The 17,732-nt window shown below is 64.8% G+C and carries 16 protein-coding genes, 1 tRNA gene and 1 pseudogene; 11 read left to right on the top strand and 7 right to left on the bottom strand.

The window, feature by feature from the left end; translation table 11 throughout:
* Positions 1-80: 80 nt before the first annotated feature.
* The 4 genes from glcF to ATI53_RS14635 form a co-directional block, all read right to left on the bottom strand.
* On the bottom strand, positions 81-1,436 hold the full coding sequence (gene glcF, locus ATI53_RS14620; protein ID WP_111550710.1) for a glycolate oxidase subunit GlcF: 1,356 nt from the start codon (positions 1,434-1,436) through the stop codon (positions 81-83).
* A 17-nt stretch (positions 1,437-1,453) separates the two neighbouring features.
* Positions 1,454-1,798, bottom strand: a complete 345-nt coding sequence (locus ATI53_RS14625) for a hypothetical protein (RefSeq protein ID WP_009505465.1) — start codon at positions 1,796-1,798, stop codon at positions 1,454-1,456.
* Positions 1,795-2,883 carry an FAD-binding protein gene (locus tag ATI53_RS14630; protein ID WP_111550711.1) on the bottom strand — a complete coding sequence of 363 codons (1,089 nt, stop codon included), beginning with the start codon at positions 2,881-2,883 and terminating at the stop codon, positions 1,795-1,797. Before ATI53_RS14630 ends, ATI53_RS14625 begins: the two co-directional genes overlap by 4 nt.
* 69 nt (positions 2,884-2,952) lie before the next feature.
* The gene (locus ATI53_RS14635) at positions 2,953-4,392 is read right to left on the bottom strand and encodes an FAD-linked oxidase C-terminal domain-containing protein (RefSeq protein WP_009505463.1); all 1,440 of its coding nucleotides are present in this window, start codon (positions 4,390-4,392) and stop codon (positions 2,953-2,955) included.
* A 128-nt stretch (positions 4,393-4,520) separates the two neighbouring features.
* On the opposite strand from ATI53_RS14635, the gene ATI53_RS14640 reads away from it, so the two are divergent.
* The 3 genes from ATI53_RS14640 to speB all read left to right on the top strand — a co-directional run bounded on the left by ATI53_RS14640 (position 4,521) and on the right by speB (position 6,664).
* Positions 4,521-4,931, top strand: a complete 411-nt coding sequence (locus tag ATI53_RS14640; RefSeq protein WP_009505462.1) for a CopD family protein — start codon at positions 4,521-4,523, stop codon at positions 4,929-4,931.
* 2 nt (positions 4,932-4,933) lie between these two features.
* Entirely contained in the window at positions 4,934-5,635 is a 702-nt protein-coding gene (locus ATI53_RS14645; RefSeq protein WP_009505461.1) for a DUF599 domain-containing protein, read from the top strand.
* 69 nt (positions 5,636-5,704) lie between these two features.
* A complete protein-coding gene (gene speB / locus ATI53_RS14650) occupies positions 5,705-6,664 on the top strand; it encodes an agmatinase (RefSeq protein ID WP_111550712.1) in 960 nt (319 codons plus the stop codon).
* A gap of 15 nt (positions 6,665-6,679) precedes the next feature.
* Here speB and ATI53_RS14655 read toward each other — a convergent pair whose 3' ends face one another.
* Entirely contained in the window at positions 6,680-7,030 is a 351-nt protein-coding gene (locus ATI53_RS14655) for a DUF2794 domain-containing protein (RefSeq protein WP_009505459.1), read from the bottom strand.
* A 436-nt stretch (positions 7,031-7,466) separates the two neighbouring features.
* On the opposite strand from ATI53_RS14655, the gene cyoA reads away from it, so the two are divergent.
* From cyoA to cynS, 8 genes are all read left to right on the top strand, one after another.
* Positions 7,467-8,609: a ubiquinol oxidase subunit II gene (gene cyoA, locus ATI53_RS14660; RefSeq protein WP_223870747.1), complete on the top strand. Its 1,143-nt coding sequence runs from the start codon at positions 7,467-7,469 to the stop codon at positions 8,607-8,609.
* Positions 8,599-10,593 carry a cytochrome o ubiquinol oxidase subunit I gene (gene cyoB, locus ATI53_RS14665; protein WP_009505457.1) on the top strand — a complete coding sequence of 665 codons (1,995 nt, stop codon included), beginning with the start codon at positions 8,599-8,601 and terminating at the stop codon, positions 10,591-10,593. The genes cyoA and cyoB overlap by 11 nt, the downstream gene beginning before the upstream one ends.
* Positions 10,590-11,249, top strand: a complete 660-nt coding sequence (cyoC, locus tag ATI53_RS14670; RefSeq protein ID WP_111550713.1) for a cytochrome o ubiquinol oxidase subunit III — start codon at positions 10,590-10,592, stop codon at positions 11,247-11,249. Before cyoB ends, cyoC begins: the two co-directional genes overlap by 4 nt.
* A complete protein-coding gene (gene cyoD, locus ATI53_RS14675; RefSeq protein ID WP_009505455.1) occupies positions 11,249-11,671 on the top strand; it encodes a cytochrome o ubiquinol oxidase subunit IV in 423 nt (140 codons plus the stop codon). The genes cyoC and cyoD overlap by 1 nt, the downstream gene beginning before the upstream one ends.
* 65 nt (positions 11,672-11,736) lie before the next feature.
* Positions 11,737-12,462 (top strand): SURF1 family protein, encoded by a 726-nt coding sequence (locus ATI53_RS14680; RefSeq protein ID WP_009505454.1) that lies wholly within the window; start codon positions 11,737-11,739, stop codon positions 12,460-12,462.
* Positions 12,463-13,108: 646 nt separating this feature from the next.
* Positions 13,109-13,954 (top strand): formate/nitrite transporter family protein, encoded by an 846-nt coding sequence (locus ATI53_RS14685; protein ID WP_111550714.1) that lies wholly within the window; start codon positions 13,109-13,111, stop codon positions 13,952-13,954.
* Between the two features lie 75 nt (positions 13,955-14,029).
* Positions 14,030-15,745, top strand: a complete 1,716-nt coding sequence (locus ATI53_RS14690) for a bifunctional protein-serine/threonine kinase/phosphatase (RefSeq protein WP_211315398.1) — start codon at positions 14,030-14,032, stop codon at positions 15,743-15,745.
* A 22-nt stretch (positions 15,746-15,767) separates the two neighbouring features.
* On the top strand, positions 15,768-16,235 hold the full coding sequence (cynS, locus tag ATI53_RS14695; RefSeq protein ID WP_111550716.1) for a cyanase: 468 nt from the start codon (positions 15,768-15,770) through the stop codon (positions 16,233-16,235).
* A gap of 95 nt (positions 16,236-16,330) precedes the next feature.
* Here the strand turns inward: cynS and ATI53_RS23345 are convergent.
* Positions 16,331-16,479, bottom strand: a tRNA-Leu gene (locus ATI53_RS23345).
* 1,058 nt (positions 16,480-17,537) lie between these two features.
* Positions 17,538-17,732: pseudogene (locus ATI53_RS14700) on the bottom strand (transposase); the annotation flags it as partial.

Raw genomic sequence — 17,732 nt, forward strand, 5'->3', positions numbered from 1 at the left:
ACAGGCGCCGCATGTCTTTCCTTTACTTGCGTCAGCAGGTAGCGGCGGCATGTGTCAAAAATGGGGCGCTCAGGGCCGGGTCACGTTTTCCGCAGCGCGGGCGGCTTTGGCCCGCCGGTCGCCCAATCCAGAAGTTCGACGGTGTGGACCACGGGAACCCCGGTGCCCGACCCGATCTGCATCATGCAGCCGATGTTGCCGGCGGCGATGATGTCGGGCGATCCGGCTTCCAGCGTGCGGATCTTGCGGTCCTTCAGTTGGCCGGAAATCTCGGGTTGCAGCAGGTTGTAGGTGCCCGCGCTGCCGCAGCACAGATGGCTGTCGGCGGGTTCGACCACCTCGAACCCGGCGGCGCGCAGCAGCGCCTTGGGGTGGTCCTTGATCTTTTGCCCGTGCTGAAGCGAGCAGGCCGCGTGATAGGCGACACGGATGGCGCCTGTGGCGGGGTCGCGCGCGGGGGCCATATCGGTCCCGGCGATTTCGGCGCGGGCAAGGTTGCGCGCCTGAACCGGGGCCTCGGGCATCAGCCGGGCGAGCAGTTCCGAAATGTCGCAGGCAAGGCCCGACACCTCCGCCGCGTCCTGCGCCAGCGGATCGTTGCGGAACATGTGGCCGTAATCCTTGATGGTGGTGCCGCAGCCCGAGGTGTTGATGACGATGGCGTCCAGGCCCGTGTCGCGCTTTTCCGTCATCCAGGCGCCGATGTTGGCGGCGGCAGAGGCATGGCTGTCATCCTCGCGCCCCATGTGATGGGTCAGCGCGCCGCAGCAGCCCGCGCCCCTGGCCACCACCACCTCGCAGCCCAGCCGGCGCAGCAGGCGGATGGTGGCGTCGTTGATGTCGGTGTTCAGCGCCTTTTGCGCGCAGCCGGTCATCAGCGCCACACGCAGCTTCGGCGCGCCGGTCGGGGCAAAGCTTTGCGGGTCGTCGTTGCGGCTGACCGGGGGGATCTGGCGCGGCGCCATTTCCAGCATCGCGCGCAGGCGCGGATCGGGAAGGAATCGCGCGAACGGGCGCCCGATCCTGGCGCCGAGCAGCGCCAGACGAAACCGCCCCGGATACGGAATGATCCGCGCCAGAAGCCAGCGCAGCGCGCGGTCGGACAGCGGACGCTTGTAGCGTTTTTCGATATAGGCGCGGGCGTGGTCGACAAGATGCATGTAATGCACCCCGGACGGGCAGGTGGTCATGCAGGCCAGGCAACTGAGGCAGCGATCGATATGCGTTACCGTGCGCGCGTCCGGCTCGCGCTCGTTCTCAAGCATGTCCTTGATAAGGTAGATCCGCCCGCGCGGAGAATCCAGCTCGTCCCCAAGGACCTGATAGGTGGGGCAGGTGGCGGTGCAAAACCCGCAATGCACGCAGGCCCGCAGAATGTCGTTGGCGCGCGCGGTGCCGGGATCTGCCAGTTGCTGGTCGGTGAAATTGGTCTGCATGGGGCGAGCTTTCCGGATCAGGGAATGAGGCTGCGGGCGGTGGCCAGCCCGAACCATGGAAGGGTGGTCGCAAGGATGCCGATCAGAACGATCCAGCGTCGGGGCCGCGCGCCGGAAAGGCGCCGCAGCAGGGTCACGGCCACCATCGCGATGGCAAGCACCCAGGACAGCCCCAGCAGCGCCAGCGCGCTCAGCATCCGGTCCTGCGCCTGCATCAGCAGGGCAGCGACGACACAGACCACGACGGACAGGGCCAGCGACAGCAGCACCCGCAGCGACTGACCGAACTGCAACAGCAGCGCAAACAGCAGCGGCGCCGCAACGAAACAGGTGATGAAGACTGCAAGCGTCGGCGCGGTCATGACATCAGACCGGGGTTCAGGATGCCCTTGGGGTCGAACCGCGCGCGCAGCCCGGCGCTTAGCGCCGCAACAGGGGCCGGTTGGGGGTGAAACACCGGGCGCGCGGTGCCGCGTACCAGTGTCGCGTGGCCGCCGATGCCCGACAGCGCCGCGCGGGCATCAAAGCCCGTCGGCAGGCAGGCCCACACCAAGCCGCCGCCCCAGTCGAACATCAGCGCGCCGTCCAGCCGCGCCGCGACGTCGGGCGCATCCGATGGTTTGCACGAAATCCGCCACACATCGCCATCGCGTCCGTGAAAGGGCGCCACGTCGCGGATGCCCCGCCACATCGTCTCTACCGCGAGATCATCGTCTTCGATGTGCGGCGCGTGGGCGGCAAACATCGCGCGAAGTTGGTGCGCGCGATAGGCAACGGAATCCGCGAATCCTTCGACCCGCACCAGCGTCTGCCCGACGGCGGGCAGATGCGCGGCACCGCTCACGTCAAAAGGCGATCCCAATGCCTGCGACATGGCTGCCACCGCGGCCGCGACGTCCAGCCCTTCGATCACGACCGTCATCTGCGCCGCCGGCTTTGGCAGCACCTTGAAGGCGATCTCGGTCAGCACGCCGAGGGTGCCGAAACTGCCCGCCATCAGCTTGACCAGATCATAGCCGGTGACGTTCTTCATCACCCGCCCGCCATTGCGGATCACGCGCCCGGCGCCATCGACGAACCGCACGCCCAGCATGTAATCCCGGCATGCGCCCGCCTGAATGCGCCGGGGCCCCGACACGTTCGCCGCCGCCATGCCCCCCACCGTGGGCGTACCTTGCGTGCCAAGCAGGCCGCGCGCGTCCATCGGTTCGAACGGCAATCGCTGGCCGCCGGTTTCCAGTGCCGCCTCGACCTCGTGCAGCGGCGTACCGGCCTTGGCCACCAGCGTCAGCGCGCCCGGTTCGTACAGCACGATCCCCGTCAGGCCGCTGGTTTCCAGCGGTTCGCCAGCCAATGCGGGCGAGCGTGTGCCCCCGCCCTGCACCCGCAGGGGCGCGCGGGCCTGTGCAATCATCCCGGCGAGTTCGTCTTCGGTCTGCGGTCTCATGGTTTGTTCTGGCTCCAAATATCGCGAAGGGGGCGTGGGGCGAGGCGCCGCCCCTTGTCCCGCCGTTCCCTATTCCGCCGCGATCCTGCGCGCTTGCGAGGCATCCAGCGGGAACACCTTGGCCGGGTTCAGCAGCCATTCGGGGTCGAACACATCCTTGACCGCCATCTGACTCTCTAGATCCTCGGGGCGGTATTGCACCGACATCAGGTCGCGCTTTTCGATGCCCACGCCATGTTCGCCCGTCAGGCAGCCGCCGACTTCGACGCACAGCTTGAGGATCTCGGCGCCCAGCCGTTCGCACAGTTCCAGCTGGCCTTCCTGATTGGCGTTGAACAGGATCAGCGGGTGCATGTTGCCGTCCCCGGCGTGAAACACATTTGCCACGTCCAGTCCGAATTCCCTGGAAAGCTCACCGATGCGGCGCAGCACGCGGGGCAGTTCGGACACCGGGATCGTCCCGTCCAGACACATGTAGTCGTTGATCTGGCCCATCGCGCCAAAGGCGGATTTGCGACCCAGCCAGATGCGGCCCGCTTCGTCGGCGTCCTTGGCCTCGCGCAGCTCGACCGGGTTGTGGCGGCGCGCGATGTCCAGGATCAGGGCCAGCTGCTCGTCGATTTCCGCGTCCGAGCCTTCGACCTCGACGATCAGCAGCGCCTCGCAATCGGGATAGCCCGCCTTGGCGAAAGCCTCGCAGGCGACGATGCAGGGGCGGTCCATGAATTCGATCGCGACGGGCAGCACGCCGGCCTTGATGATGTCGGACACGCATTCCCCGGCGATCTCATTGGACTCGAACGCCATCAGCACGGGGCGCGCGCCTTCGGGCTTGCGCAGAATGCGCAGTGTCGCCTCGGTCACCACGCCAAGCTGTCCTTCGGACCCGCAGACCACGCCCAGCAGGTCGAGCCCGCCCGCATCCAGATGCGCGCCGCCCAGTTCCACCACCGTGCCGTCCATCAGCACCATGGTGACGCCCAGCAGGTTGTTCGTCGTTACGCCGTATTTCAGGCAATGCGCCCCGCCCGAATTCATCGCGATATTGCCGGCGATGGCGCAGGCCAGCTGCGACGACGGATCCGGCGCGTAAAAGAAATCATGCTCTTGCACGGCGCCCGTCACCGACAGGTTGGTGCGCCCGGTCTGCACCCGGATAAAGCGGTTGTCGTAGTCGGTTTCCAGCACCGCGTTCATCCGCGCCACCCCAAGGATCACGCAATCCGCCGTGGGCAGCGCGCCCCCCGCAAGCGAGGTTCCGGACCCGCGCGGCACCACCGGCACGCCCATCTTGTGGCAGATCGTCAGCACCGCCGCGACATCTTGTGTGGATGTGGGCAACACCGCGCACAGCGGCGGGCAGCGATAGGCCACCAGCGCGTCGCATTCATAGGCGCGGGTTTCGGCCACATCGTCGATCACCGCCCCATCGGGCAGGACGCGACGCAGCGCCGCGACGATGTCCGCCTTGCGTGAAATCACCCCAAGGTTTGGCTCGGGCATCTGCATGATCGGCTCTCCTGCGCGTGGATTGGTAAGGACATATAACCAATTTAGCCGTCCGCGGAAAGGGTCTTTCCGCCGCGTGGCGCGCAAGTGCCCTTGCGCAGGGGGCGCAAGGCAGACATCAAGGGCGCATGGACTGGGTCAAGATCATACATCTGCTGTGCGTGATGGGCTGGATGACGTCGATCTTCGCCGTGCCGCGCGCGATGATCTACTGGAAACGCGAATGGAGCCGGCTGGGGGCATTTGGCCCATTGGGCGATCTGACCGTGCGGCTATACCGCTTTTCGGCGGGGTTGGCGGTGATCGCGGCTGGCACCGGGCTGTGGCTGGGCTGGCAGTGGGATTTCGTGCCCTGGGTGCATCTGAAAATCGGCCTGGTGGCGCTGCTGGCGCTGCATTACGGCTGGACCGGGCGGTTGGTGATGCGCGCGCGCAAAGGCATTTTCACCGAATCCGACATGTTCCTGCGCATCTTCAACGAGGTCAGCGTCATCGGCGTCATCGCGATCCTGTGGGTCGTCGTGACCAAGCCGTTCTGACCATGGACTGGGCCGTCCGCCTTGGCTATTTCTCGGTGATGGACGGGGTGGCGGTGGCGTTGCTGACGCTGGCATGGCTGGCGTCGTCCTGGGCGATCGAGCATCCGCCGAAATTCCGCCTGTCGGTCACCAAGCTGATGGCCCAGTACCGCCGCGTCTGGATGGAACATTTCGTCACCCGCCAACCGCGCATCTTTGACGGGCATATCGTCGGATCGCTGCGCCAAAGCACCGCGTTTTTCGCCTCGGCCTCGATGATCGCCATATCCGGCATCTTTGCGCTGCTGGGTGATGCCGACCGGCTGCGCGGCGTGGCGGGCGAATTCGCCGATGCCGATGCCCCGGTGATCGTGTGGGAGGTCAAGCTGTTGCTGATCCTGCTGTTCGCGGCCAACGCATTCCTGAAATTCGTCTGGTCGAACCGGCTGTTCGGCTATTGTTCGGTGATGATGGGATCGGTGCCCAACGACGAATCTCAACTGGCCTATCATCGGGCAGCCAAGGCGGCCGAGATCAACATCTTTGCCGCGCGCAGCTACAACCGGGGGCTTCGGTCGGTCTATTTCGGCATTGCCTCTGCCGCCTGGCTGTTGGGGGGCGAGGCGCTGGTGGGGGCAACCGCGATTACCCTTGTGGTCATCCTGCGGCGTGAGTTCGCGTCGCAATCGCGCGAGATCCTGATGCAGGACGAACCGTCCGCCTGACCCTGCCCGAACCGCTTGCAAATCCCGCCGCCAGACGTTTGCCTCGTCGCCATCACACATGAGGATCACATGACCACCGACCCTTTCTTTCACCCCGTTTCGGGCATGGACCTGCCGCGCTTTGCCGGCATTCCCACATTCATGCGCCTGCCGCTGGTGCAGCCCGACCACGACCGTTTTTCCGAGGTCGATATCGGCATCATCGGCGTGCCCTGGGACAGCGGCACCACCAACCGCCCCGGCCCGCGCCACGGGCCGCGCCAGCTGCGCGATGCCTCGACGATGATCCGCGCCCAGCACGGGGTGACCGGGCTGCGCCCGTTCGAAACGCTGGCCTGCGCCGATATGGGCGATGTCGGGCCGAACCCGGTCGATATTCTGGACAGCATGGAACGCATCACCGCCTTTTATAACAAGCTCAGGCTCAACGGCATTCGACCGCTGACAGCGGGGGGCGATCACCTGACATCGCTGCCGGTGCTGCGGTCGGTCGCGCGTGACGAGGCGCTGGGCATGGTGCATTTCGACAGCCACACCGATCTGTGGGACAGCTATTTCGGTGGCCAGCTCTACACCCATGGCACCCCGTTCCGCCGCGCCGTCGAAGAAGGCCTTCTGGATCCCAAGCGCGTGGTGCAGATCGGCATTCGCGGCAGCATGTATGACACCGAGGATCGCGATTTCGCCGCCGCCAACGGCATCCGCATCATCCCGGTCGAAGAACTGCACGCCCGCGGTGTCGAAGACGTCATGGTTGAGGCGCGCGAGATCGTCGGCACGGCGCCGACCTATGTCAGCTACGACATCGACTTCGTCGACCCGACCTTTGCCCCCGGTACCGGCACGCCCGAGGCAGGCGGCCCGAACAGCTATCAGGCCTTGCAGGTGGTGCGCGCGCTTCAGGGCGTCGACATCGTCGGTGCCGATCTGGTCGAGGTGTCGCCGCCGTTCGATCAGACCGGCGGCACCGCGTTTCTGGGCGTGACCATCATGTTCGAACTGTTGTGCGCGATGATCGGCCAGCCGTAACGTCGGCGCGGGCGGTCAGTCGGTATCGACCGCCCGGATCAGCTTGCGTTCCAGCACGCGCAGAACGGTTTTCAGATCCTGCCCGCGCTTGAGAACCTGCCCTTCGGGGCCAAACACCGCATACATGCCCTGTCTGCCCCGCAGCTTCGGGGTCTTTTCGATGCGGTACAACGGGTTCTCGGCGGTGCGGCGAAACACCGAAAACACCGCGCGATCCTTCAGCGAGGATATGCCGTAGTCGCGCCATTCTCCGGCGGCGACCATGCGACCGTACAGCGACAGGATGATGTTCAGTTCGGGCCGCTGGAAGGCGACGACCTCGGGCGAGGCCGGCCCGCGGCCCGGAAAGGGGGTCAGGCTGTTCATCCCCAGAAGCTGCGCGCGACGGGCGCACAAATCAAGTGCCCGATGACGACCATGCGCTCCGGCGCAGACAGTTGTGGCGGATTTCGTCGTTGATCGCGATCAAGCGCCGCGTCCGTCGCGCCGATCCGCCGCTTGGCCGAGTCGCCCGGCGGCCCGTCCCACAACGCCAACGTAGCACAACGCGCCGCCGCGCCGCGACCCGGTATCCCGCCTGAACGGCGGGGAAATGTTCCAAATTGTCGCAGAAGATACACTTTTGGGGCATCATTTCTCATAGAACCGTGAGGTTTGCCCCCTGCGCCCCTCGATGTGGCGATGCGTCACAGCGATCACGCCGCGCGACGGGACTACGTCGATGCCCGCAACCCTTGATCCGGACTGCCAGCGCCTCCTCCCTATGGCTGGCAGCCTGTCGGACGAACAAGAGGCCGAAATTTTGCTTGCTATCAAAAAACCGCTCCTGGCGGCATTGGGTGCCTTTGCCCTGTCCGGATGCCAGTACGACGTGCTCTTTCCGCACGGATGGGTGGGCGCGCAGCAGCGCGACCTGCTTGTCATCTCTGTCCTTCTGATGCTGATCGTCATCCTGCCCGTGCTTGTGATGGCGGTCTGGTTTCCGTTGAAATACAGCGCCAACCGCGACGACATGACGGATTACGATCCCGACTTCGAACATTCCAACAAGCTGGAAGCGGCGGTCTGGGGCGTTCCGATCCTGATCGTCATCGCGCTGGGCGGGTACACATGGGTCTATACCCACCGGCTGGACCCATATGCCGCGCTGCCCGCCGGGGTATCGACCGAACAGCCGCTGCGCATCGAAGCCGTGTCGCTGGATTGGAAATGGCTGTTCATCTACCCCGATTACGGCGTTGCCGCGGTCAACGAACTGGCGATCCCGGTGGGCCGTCCGGTCGAATTCAGCCTGACCTCGTCGACGGTGATGAATACGCTGTCGATTCCGAAACTGGGCGGCATGGTCTATTCCATGGCCGGCATGGAAACCAGGCTGCACCTGATCGCCGATCGGCAGGGCACCTATCCGGGCCGCTCGGCGCATTACAGCGGGCCGGGCTTTGCCGGCATGACCTTTGACACGCTGGCCATGGGCAACGCCGAATTCGATGCCTGGGTGGCCGCGCGCCGCGAGGAGGGCGAGGCGCTGACCCGCGCCAGCTATCTGGATCTGGAAAAGCCGTCGATGAACGCCCCGGTGCAGTATTACGCCACGGTCGAGGACGACCTGTTCGACCGCATCGTCGAGATGTGCGTCGAAGACGGCAAGGTCTGCATGGGCCACATGATGATGCAGGACCGCATGGGGGGTGGCGGGCTGGACGGCATCGGCGATGCCGGTGCCTACAGCTATGACCGCGACCGCGCCATCGACGGTTTCGGCAATCTGATCGACCTGCCGCCCGTGGACGGCCACGGCACCGACGCGCATGGCGCCGACCACGAAGCGACCGACACCACATCCGCGGGCGCCACCCAGCTGACAAACCTGCTGGGCCTTGATCCCGACGCACTTTGCAGCCCCGCCGGGGCCAAGACGGAGGCACAGACCAATGGCATCTGAAGCCAACTCCCCTGCCGAGACTTTCTCGCCGATCTTCGGACGTCTGACGCTTGACTGGATCCCCTATCACGAACCGATCCTGATCGGCACCTTCGCGGGCATCGCGCTTGGCGGGCTGATCCTGATGACGCTGATGACCTATTTCCGGCTCTGGGGGCCGTTGTGGTCGAATTGGGTCACGTCGGTCGATCACAAGAAGATCGGCATCATGTACATGGTGCTGGGGTTTGTGATGATGGTGCGCGGATTTGCCGATGCGCTGATGATGCGCGCCCAACAGGCGATGGCCGCGGGCGGTGCCGAAGGCTACCTGCCGCCGCACCATTACGACCAGGTGTTCACCGCGCACGGGGTCATCATGATCTTCTTCGTGGCGATGCCGTTCGTCACCGGGGTGATGAACTATGTCATGCCGCTGCAGATCGGCGCGCGCGACGTGGCGTTCCCGTTCCTGAACAACTTTTCGTTCTGGATGACGGTCGCCGGCGCGCTGCTGGTGAACGTGTCGCTGTTCGTGGGCGAATTCGCGCGCGTGGGCTGGCTGGCGTTTCCGCCGCTGTCGGGCGCCAGCTACAGCACGGGGCCGGGCATGGATTACTACCTGTGGGCGCTACAGATCGCCGGGGTGGGCACCACGCTGTCGGGCATCAACCTGATCGCCACGATTCTCAAGATGCGCGCGCCGGGGATGAAGCTGTTCGACATGCCGATCTTTACCTGGACGGCGCTTGTCACCAACGTGCTGATCGTCGCGGCCTTTCCGGTTCTGACGGCCACGCTGGCGCTGCTGACGCTGGACCGATATCTTGGATTTCACTTTTTTACCAATGACTTCGGTGGCAACGCCATGATGTACATCAACCTCATCTGGATCTGGGGCCACCCCGAGGTCTATATCCTGATCATCCCGTGTTTCGGTATCATTTCCGAAATCGTGTCGACGTTCTCGGGCAAGCCGATCTTTGGCTATCGCACGATGGTCTGGGCAACGGCGTGCATCATGGTGCTGTCCTTTGTCGTGTGGCTGCACCATTTCTTCACCATGGGATCGGGGGCCAGCGTCAACACGTTCTTCGGGATCACCACGATGATCATCGCGGTGCCCACGGGGGTCAAGATATTCAACTGGCTGTTCACCATGTACAAGGGCCGCGTGCGGTTCGAACTGCCGATGCTCTGGGCGGTCGGGTTCCTTGTGACCTTTACCATTGGCGGCATGACGGGCGTGATGCTGGCGATCCCGCCGGTGGATTTCCAGTTGCACAACACGCTGTTCCTGATCGCGCACTTCCATAACGTCATCATCGGCGGCGTGGTCTTCGCGATCTATGCGGGCGTGGTCTACTGGTGGCCCAAGGCGTTCGGGTTCAAGCTGAACGAAACCTGGGGGCGGCGTGCCTTCTGGGGCTGGTTCATCGGCTTTTACGTCGCCTTCATGCCGCTTTATGCGCTGGGCCTGATGGGCGTCACCCGGCGGATGAACAGCTACCCGGATGCGGGCTGGCAGCCCTATTTCATCGTCGCCGCCATTGGCGCGGTCATCATCCTGCTTGGCATCCTGTCGACCTTCGTGTGCTTTTACGTCTCGATCCGCGACCGCAAGGCGCTGGCGGTGGGCAATGACCCGTGGGATGCGCGCACGCTGGAATGGGCCACGCAATCGCCGCCTGCGCCCTACAACTTTCCGCACGACATCGAGGTTGTCGGCCGCGAAGCGTTCTGGCGCATGAAAAGGCACGGGTTCGCCTGGTCCACCGACTATGCGCCGATCCACATGCCCAAGGGCACCGCGACGGGCGTGATCCTGTCCGCCGTGGCCTTTGTGTTCGGTTTCGCGATGGTGTGGTACGTCTGGTGGCTCGCGGCGCTGACCTTTGTCGCCATGATCGCGATCGGGATCGGGCACACCTTCAACTATAACCGCGACTACGACATCCCCGTGGATGAAGTGCGCCGGACCGAGGCGAAAGGAGCCCTGGCATGAGCACGGTCACCGCATCCGCGGACAAGCGGATCGTCGAGCCGATGGCCGACGCCCCGATGCACCACATTCGCGAGGCCACGCCTCACGAGACCGACCATCAGCACCGCAGCCCGACCGCCATCGGGTTCTGGATCTACCTGATGAGCGACTGCATCATCTTCGGATCGCTCTTTGCCACCTACGCGGTGCTGGGCTACGGCTATGCTGGCGGGCCGGCCCCGGCGGACCTGTTCGAACCGGGGTTCGTGGCGGTCGAAACGGCGTTGCTGCTGTTCTCGTCCATCACCTTCGGGCTGGCCATGCTGCGCGCCGACAAGCGCGATACCTGCGGCGCGCTGGTCTGGCTGGCCGTCACCGCGGTCTTTGGCGCGGGCTTCATCGGGATGGAGCTGTACGAATTCAACCACCTGATCCACATCGGGGCGGGGCCGGACCGCTCGGCCTTCCTGTCGGCGTTCTTTGCGCTGGTTGGCACCCACGGGCTGCACGTCACCGGCGGCTTGATCTGGCTGATCACGCTGATGGTGCAGATCGGGATGCACGGGCTGATTCCGGCCAACATGCAGCGCCTCGGCACGTTGTCGATGTTCTGGCACTTCCTGGATCTGGTATGGATCGGGGTGTTTTCCTTTGTCTATCTCGTGAGGCTCGTCTGATGTCCGAACATACCTCTCGAACAGCGCAGGCCCCGGCGGCTGATCATTCCCCCGTCGGGGGGCATTCGCACGGCACCATGGGGCAGCTGATGATCGGCTTTGGCCTGGCCGCGATCCTGACCATCATCCCGTTCTATCTGGTGATGGCCGAGGTCGACATGGGCCGGACCACGCTGATCGGCATCATCATGGGGCTGGGCGCGGTGCAGATCATCGTGCATCTGGTGTTCTTCCTGCACGTCAATCGCGGCGCCGAAGAAGGCTGGACCCTGTCGGCCTCGGTCTTTTCGGTCATCATTCTTGGGATCGTTCTCGCAGGCTCGCTCTGGGTCATGCACAACATGAACGAGAACATGATGCCGATGCACGAAATGGACCGCCACATCGAACAGATGAAAAGCCTTCGGTCCCAGCAGGGCTAACCCAGGCTGGCAAAACCACATGCCGGGGCCGTTCGCGGCGCCGGTTTTCATTCGGGACCGTTTCCATGACACGTCGCCTGCGCTGGCCGCGCCTGATCCTTGTTTCGCTGTTTGCCGCCGTGCTGTTGACGGGATTTCTGCGCCTTGGTGTCTGGCAGGTGCAGCGGCTGCACTGGAAGCTGGACCTGATCGAGCGCGTCGATGCGCGCATCCATGCAAGCCCGGTGCCCGCCCCGGCGGCAGACGCCGAAGTCAGCCGCGAGGGCGATGAATACACCCGCGTCACCCTGACCGGCACCTATCTGAACGATGACGAGGTGCTGATCTACACGCCTTCGGATTTCGGCCCGGCCTATTGGGTGCTGACGCCGCTGCAACGCGATGACGGCAGCGTCGTGATGATAAATCGCGGCGTCGTCCCGCAACAGGACGGCGAGGCCTCCGGGTTCGTCCGCATCGACGGCGAAACCACCGTGACCGGCCTGTTGCGCATGTCGGAAGACGAGGGCTGGTTGTTTTCGCGCGACAACAACCCCCAAGAGCGGCTTTGGTATCGCCGCGACATCGGGTCCATCACGCGCGCGATGGGGTTCGACGTCGCCGCGCCCTATTTCATCGACCAGGAGCTGACGCTGCCCGGCGCCTGGCCCCGTGGCGGCATGACCGTGGTGCGGTTTCGCAACGCGCATCTTGGCTATGCGCTGACTTGGTTCGCGCTGGCGCTGGTCGTGGTCGCGGGCTACGGGCTGTTGCTGCGGTACGAGTTGCGCCCCCCGCCCGAGGCTGGCTGACCCGCGCCGCACCGGGCGCAAATCCGACCCTTGCAGGGCAGGCCGGGGCCACAGCTTCCGGTAGCCGGTTCGAATCGCGATTCGTGCGCCGTGGATCGCGCATCGGCTGCGCAAACCGCCCGAAAAGCAGCGATTCCGCCGAATTTCCGCCTTGGGATTGAGCGTCGCCGCAATGGGGCCGCGCGCACGGCGCCGGAAACGCGCGACGCGCGCATTCCTAGTTGCGCGGCGAAAGCGTTCCTTTGTACTGAATGCGTAACGAAAGGCGCAGCCGCCTTTCCGACTGGCCGCAACGGCGCGGCGATTTCCGTCAAATACCCTCTGCGGGTCTGCGGCAACGATGCTGCTTTGCGTTCTGGCACGCCCAGGCCACAGGCGCGTTGCCGCATCCGCACCCCCCTGACCGAAACCGCCGCGGCCCGGATATCTCCGGTTTCGCCACGACCCGGAGAACCAGACAATGCCCAACCCCCGTGACCCGGTCGTCGCTCCTCCGGCCCGCAACGCCGCCCGCGATGGCCACTTTCCGCGACGGGCGGTGCGGCTGCGGCGCAGTTCCCGGCTGACCGGATCGCGCCAAAATTGACACCCACCACCGACGCCTGACCCCTCAGGCCCAGACCCAATCCCGAAAGGACCGACCGACATGTCATATGTCATGCCCAAGGAATTCGCCTCCAAGATGGTCGACGCCGGCGAATCGAAAATCTTCATGGCCACCAAGGACACGCTGATCCGTTCCTACATGGCCGGCGCGATCCTTGCGCTGGCGGCGGCCTTTGCCGTCACCATCGCGGTTCAAACGGGCGATTTCCTTGTCGCCTCGCTACTGTTTCCGGTGGGGTTCTGCCTGTTGTACCTCATGGGGTTCGACCTGCTGACCGGGGTGTTCACCCTGGCGCCGCTGGCGGTCATCGCCAAGCGTCCGGGCTGCACCTGGAAGGGCGTGTTGCGCAACTGGGGGCTGGTGTTCTGCGGCAACTTCGCCGGCGCCATGACCACCGCCGTGCTGATGGCGGTGGTGTTCACCACCGGCTTTTCGGCCGAACCCAACGCAGTGGGACAGAAGATCGGCAGCATCGGCGAAGCGCGGACGCTGGGCTATGCCGCCGCCGGGGGCGCAGGTCTGCTGACCGTTTTCGTCCGTGCGGTTCTGTGCAACTGGATGGTGTCCACGGGCGTGGTCGCGGCGATGATGTCGACCTCGACCAGCGGCAAGATCATGGCCATGTGGATGCCGATCATCGTGTTCTTTTACCTTGGTTTCGAACATTCCATCGTCAACATGTTCCTGTTTCCGAGCGGCATCATGCTGGGCGGTGAGTTCACCTGGACGGATTATTTCATCTACAACGAGATCCCCGTGGTGCTGGGCAACCTCGTGGGCGGGCTGACCTTTGTGGGCGGGATGATCTACGCCACCCATTTCCGCGAAAGCCCCAAGCGCAACGCCGCCCGCAACGATGACGTTGTCAGCGTTCCGGCGGAATAATCCCATCGCCCGACCGGGGGCCTTTCGGGGTCCCCGTTTTCTGTGCGTTCGGAGTTCGTGATGCCAAGGGACGTGATGACAGCTCAGACCGGGGCGGGGCCGATGCAGGTGGCCATCGGCCAGCATTCTTCGGCCGGCCGCAAGCCGCACAATCAGGATTTCCACGGGGCGCATGTCCCCTCGGGCGCGGCGCTGACGCTCAAGGGGGTGGTGCTTGCCGTCGCGGACGGGATTTCCAGCAGCGATACCAGCGGGGCGGCTGCCGAAGCGGCGGTCAGGATGGTGCTGTCGGACTATTTCGACACCCCCGACACCTGGACGGCACGCACCGCCGCCGGCCGCGTGATCCAATCCGCCAATGCCTGGCTTTACGGACAGAACCGGACGCTGGCCGACCTGGATGCGGGGATGGTCTGCACCTTTGCGACGCTGATCCTCAAGGGGCGCTCGGGGCATGTGCTGCATGCGGGCGACGCGCGTGTCGCGCGCTACACCGGTGGCGCGCTGACGCCGCTGACCCGCGATCATCATGCCACCGCGGACGACGGGGCGCCGATGCTGGCCCGCGCGCTGGGGCTGTCCGACACAGTCGATCTGGATTACCGGCGCGTGCCGCTGACCACGGGCGATGTGTTCGTGCTGAGCACCGACGGGCTGCACGATCATGTCACGGGCGAAGATGTCGCCGCAGCGCTTGTGCGCCCGTCGCTGAATGACGCCTGCCGCAGCCTTGTCGATATCGCGCTGGGGCGGGGCAGCACCGACAACCTGACGGTGCAGATCGTCCGGATCGACCGGCTGCCGCAAGAGGCGGGGCTGACCGGGTCGGTTTCGCTGCCGGTGCCGCCCCTGCCCGGCACGGGCGACGTGATAGACGGGCTGCGCGTGCTGCGCGCCCTCAGCCAGACGCCGCGCAGCCATGTGTTTCTGTGCGCCGATCCGCGGGGAGGCAAGGTCGTGCTCAAGATCCCGGCGTCGGAAATCACCGAAAGCCCGGCGGCGCTGCACCGTTTCACCCTTGAAGACTGGGTGGCGCGGCGGGTCAGTTCGCCGCATGTGCTGCGCGCCGCCGACCTGCCGCAGCCGCAAACGGCGCTGTATGTGGCGACGCACTACGCCCCCGGACGGACGCTGCGTCAGTGGATGACGGATCACCCCGCGCCCTCGCTGGACCAGATGCGCGACATCATTGAACAGGTGGCCGCCGGGTTGCGTGCACTGCACCGGCGCGAGATCATCCACCAGGACATCCGCCCCGAAAACATCATGATCGACGATGACGGCACGGCGCGCATCATCGACCTGGGGTCGGTGTCGGTCGCCGGCGTCGAAGAGGCCGCGCCGGGGCTGCTGGGCGATTTGCCGGGCACCTTGCAATACACCGCCCCCGAATACCTGTCGGGCGATGTTGTCAGCTGGCGGTCCGATCAATATGCGCTGGCGGTCATCGGCTACGAAATGCTGACGGGGCGCCTGCCCTACGGGGCGCAGGTGGCGCGCGTTTCCAGCCGGGCCGACCAGCGGCGGCTGCAATACGACCCGGCCAAGGGCGATGACAGCGCCGTGCCCGCCTGGGTCGATGCCGCGCTGCGCCGCGCCCTGCATCCCGACCCGCTGCGCCGCTACGACGCGCTGTCGGAATTCATGGCCGACCTGCGCCGGCCGGGCAGCGCCGCGCGCGCTGCCACCCATGTGCCGCTGGCCGCGCGCAACCCGCTGCGCTTCTGGCAGGCGCTGAGTGCCATTCTCGCAGTGATCTGCGTGATCCTTGCCGCGCATCTTGCCGGCTGACCCAACCCCGGAGAAAAACCCGATGAAAGACCTGACCGCCACCGAATTTCTTGACAAGGAAGACGTCACCGCCCTGATCATCGCCGCCAAGAAGCGCGGCAAGCTGACATGGGAAGGCATTGCGCAAGGCATTGCCATGTCACCTGTATTCACCCACTCCGCCTGCATGGGCATGAATGCGTTCCCGCCGGACAAGGCCGCCGCGCTGGTCGCGTTGCTGGATCTGCCCGAAGAGGCCGCCGAGGTGCTGTCCGAAAGCCCCAACAAGGTCTTTGCGCAGACCGTGCCGACCGATCCCTGTATCTATCGGTTCTACGAGGTGGTCGGCGTCTACGGTCCGACGCTCAAGGCACTGATCCACGAGAAATTCGGCGATGGCATCATGTCGGCGATTGATTTCGACATGACGCTGGACCGCGAGCCGAACCCCAAGGGCGACCGCGTCAAGATCACAATGTCGGGCAAGTATCTGGGATACAACAGCTGGTAGGCTTGTAGATGCCGCGGGGCCGTGTCCGTGACCGACGGCGCGGCCCGTGGTGCGAACGCCGGATAGCCGCTTGTGCCCACCGGGGTCGTGCGGACTGGTGCGGGTGAAGGGACTCGAACCCCCACGCCAAAGGCGCCAGAACCTAAATCTGGTGATTACTTAATGAAAACAACGAAACTAGCGCCAAAGTTTGGCAGAACATTCGAGAAACGAACGGCGAAACTGCTAACGCGGCTTCACCCGCACATGTGACGTTTTCCTGCAGTGCTCCGCAGCGACTGACCGCCCCGATCTCTGGATGGGGCTCGGCCAAGGCTGGTGAGACGGTTCTATGAGAACCGATCAATGACCGCCACCCTTGGCGCACCTGATGATGCCAGCGCAGCGTGCCGGCGACGAGGGCGCTCATCACCAAGGTCGCGCGGCACGACGGTCAGCGGCAAGCTGTCCGCGCCGGTGATCCTGTGACACGCTAGGCCGGACGGCCCAGACGTAACACCCCCTATCCTCTTCCCCGGCCATTCCTCGTGCTCCCCGCAGGACAATCCTGCCCCAAGATTTTCTCTGATCCAAGGCGATTGCCGCAGAGTAAGGATCAGAAAATCATTTTCGTATCTCGGATGCTTCGGCTCGCTGTTGCCCTCCCCAGGGCCCTCCCCCTTAGGTCCTTTCGCGCGCAAGTGTCCCCTGCGCGGCACGAAGCGACAATCGCGATCCGATAAACATGCTAGACGTGGCCAGTATGGTCTGTGAGCCCCCTTGGCGGAAAATACGGACTTTTCCTCCAGGCTGTCTCAGCGACCACTTGCCGGGCGCTTCACCATCCACTTGGGCCACCAGGCCAGCGCGGTTATCCACATAATAGCGACGCGAGACGGTTTCGAAACGCCATTCGGGTGCGCTGGGGCATCCTGCAGCAGTTACAATGTCGGTCAGAGAAACTGCAAAAAGAACAACCACGTTGACTGACAATCAGTCCATACTCCGCGACCGCACCCGCCCTCCGCTCCCCCAGATCACCGGTCACACCGACGGGTGTCCCGCATGACCGCGCGGCGGGGCAAGCTCGTGAAGATTCGCTTCTCGCAGGAGGAGTTCTCGCGGCTGGAAACGCTGCGCCGGACTGCGGGATCGGAGAGCTGCGCGGTGTTTGTCCGCGGGCGGGCCTTGGATCCCGGGATCGGAACGCACGCAATCGCGGAGCTCATCGGTCGGGTCACTGTCACGCTGAATTCAGAAGATGTCGCTCCCAAACAGCTCGACCACCTGGCGCTCCTCCTCAACGAACTCACGCTGGAGCTGGGCACCATCTGCCGTCACGGTGCTGATGTCTTCGTCGTCCGGGATCTGGTTGAGAAGGTCTGGCAGGACGGGGCTGTCGCCTTCCCGGCTGGGGGTAAACTCGACCGCACGGATGTCGGAAGTGGCAGTGTCCATGGCCAGATGGACCTTGCGCCATTGGCGTCGCTCCTGAACACCGTGCTTCCGGGCTTGCCA

The sequence above is a fragment of the Salipiger aestuarii genome (genome assembly GCF_003259905.1).
Classification (GTDB): Bacteria; Pseudomonadota; Alphaproteobacteria; order Rhodobacterales; family Rhodobacteraceae; genus Salipiger; species Salipiger aestuarii.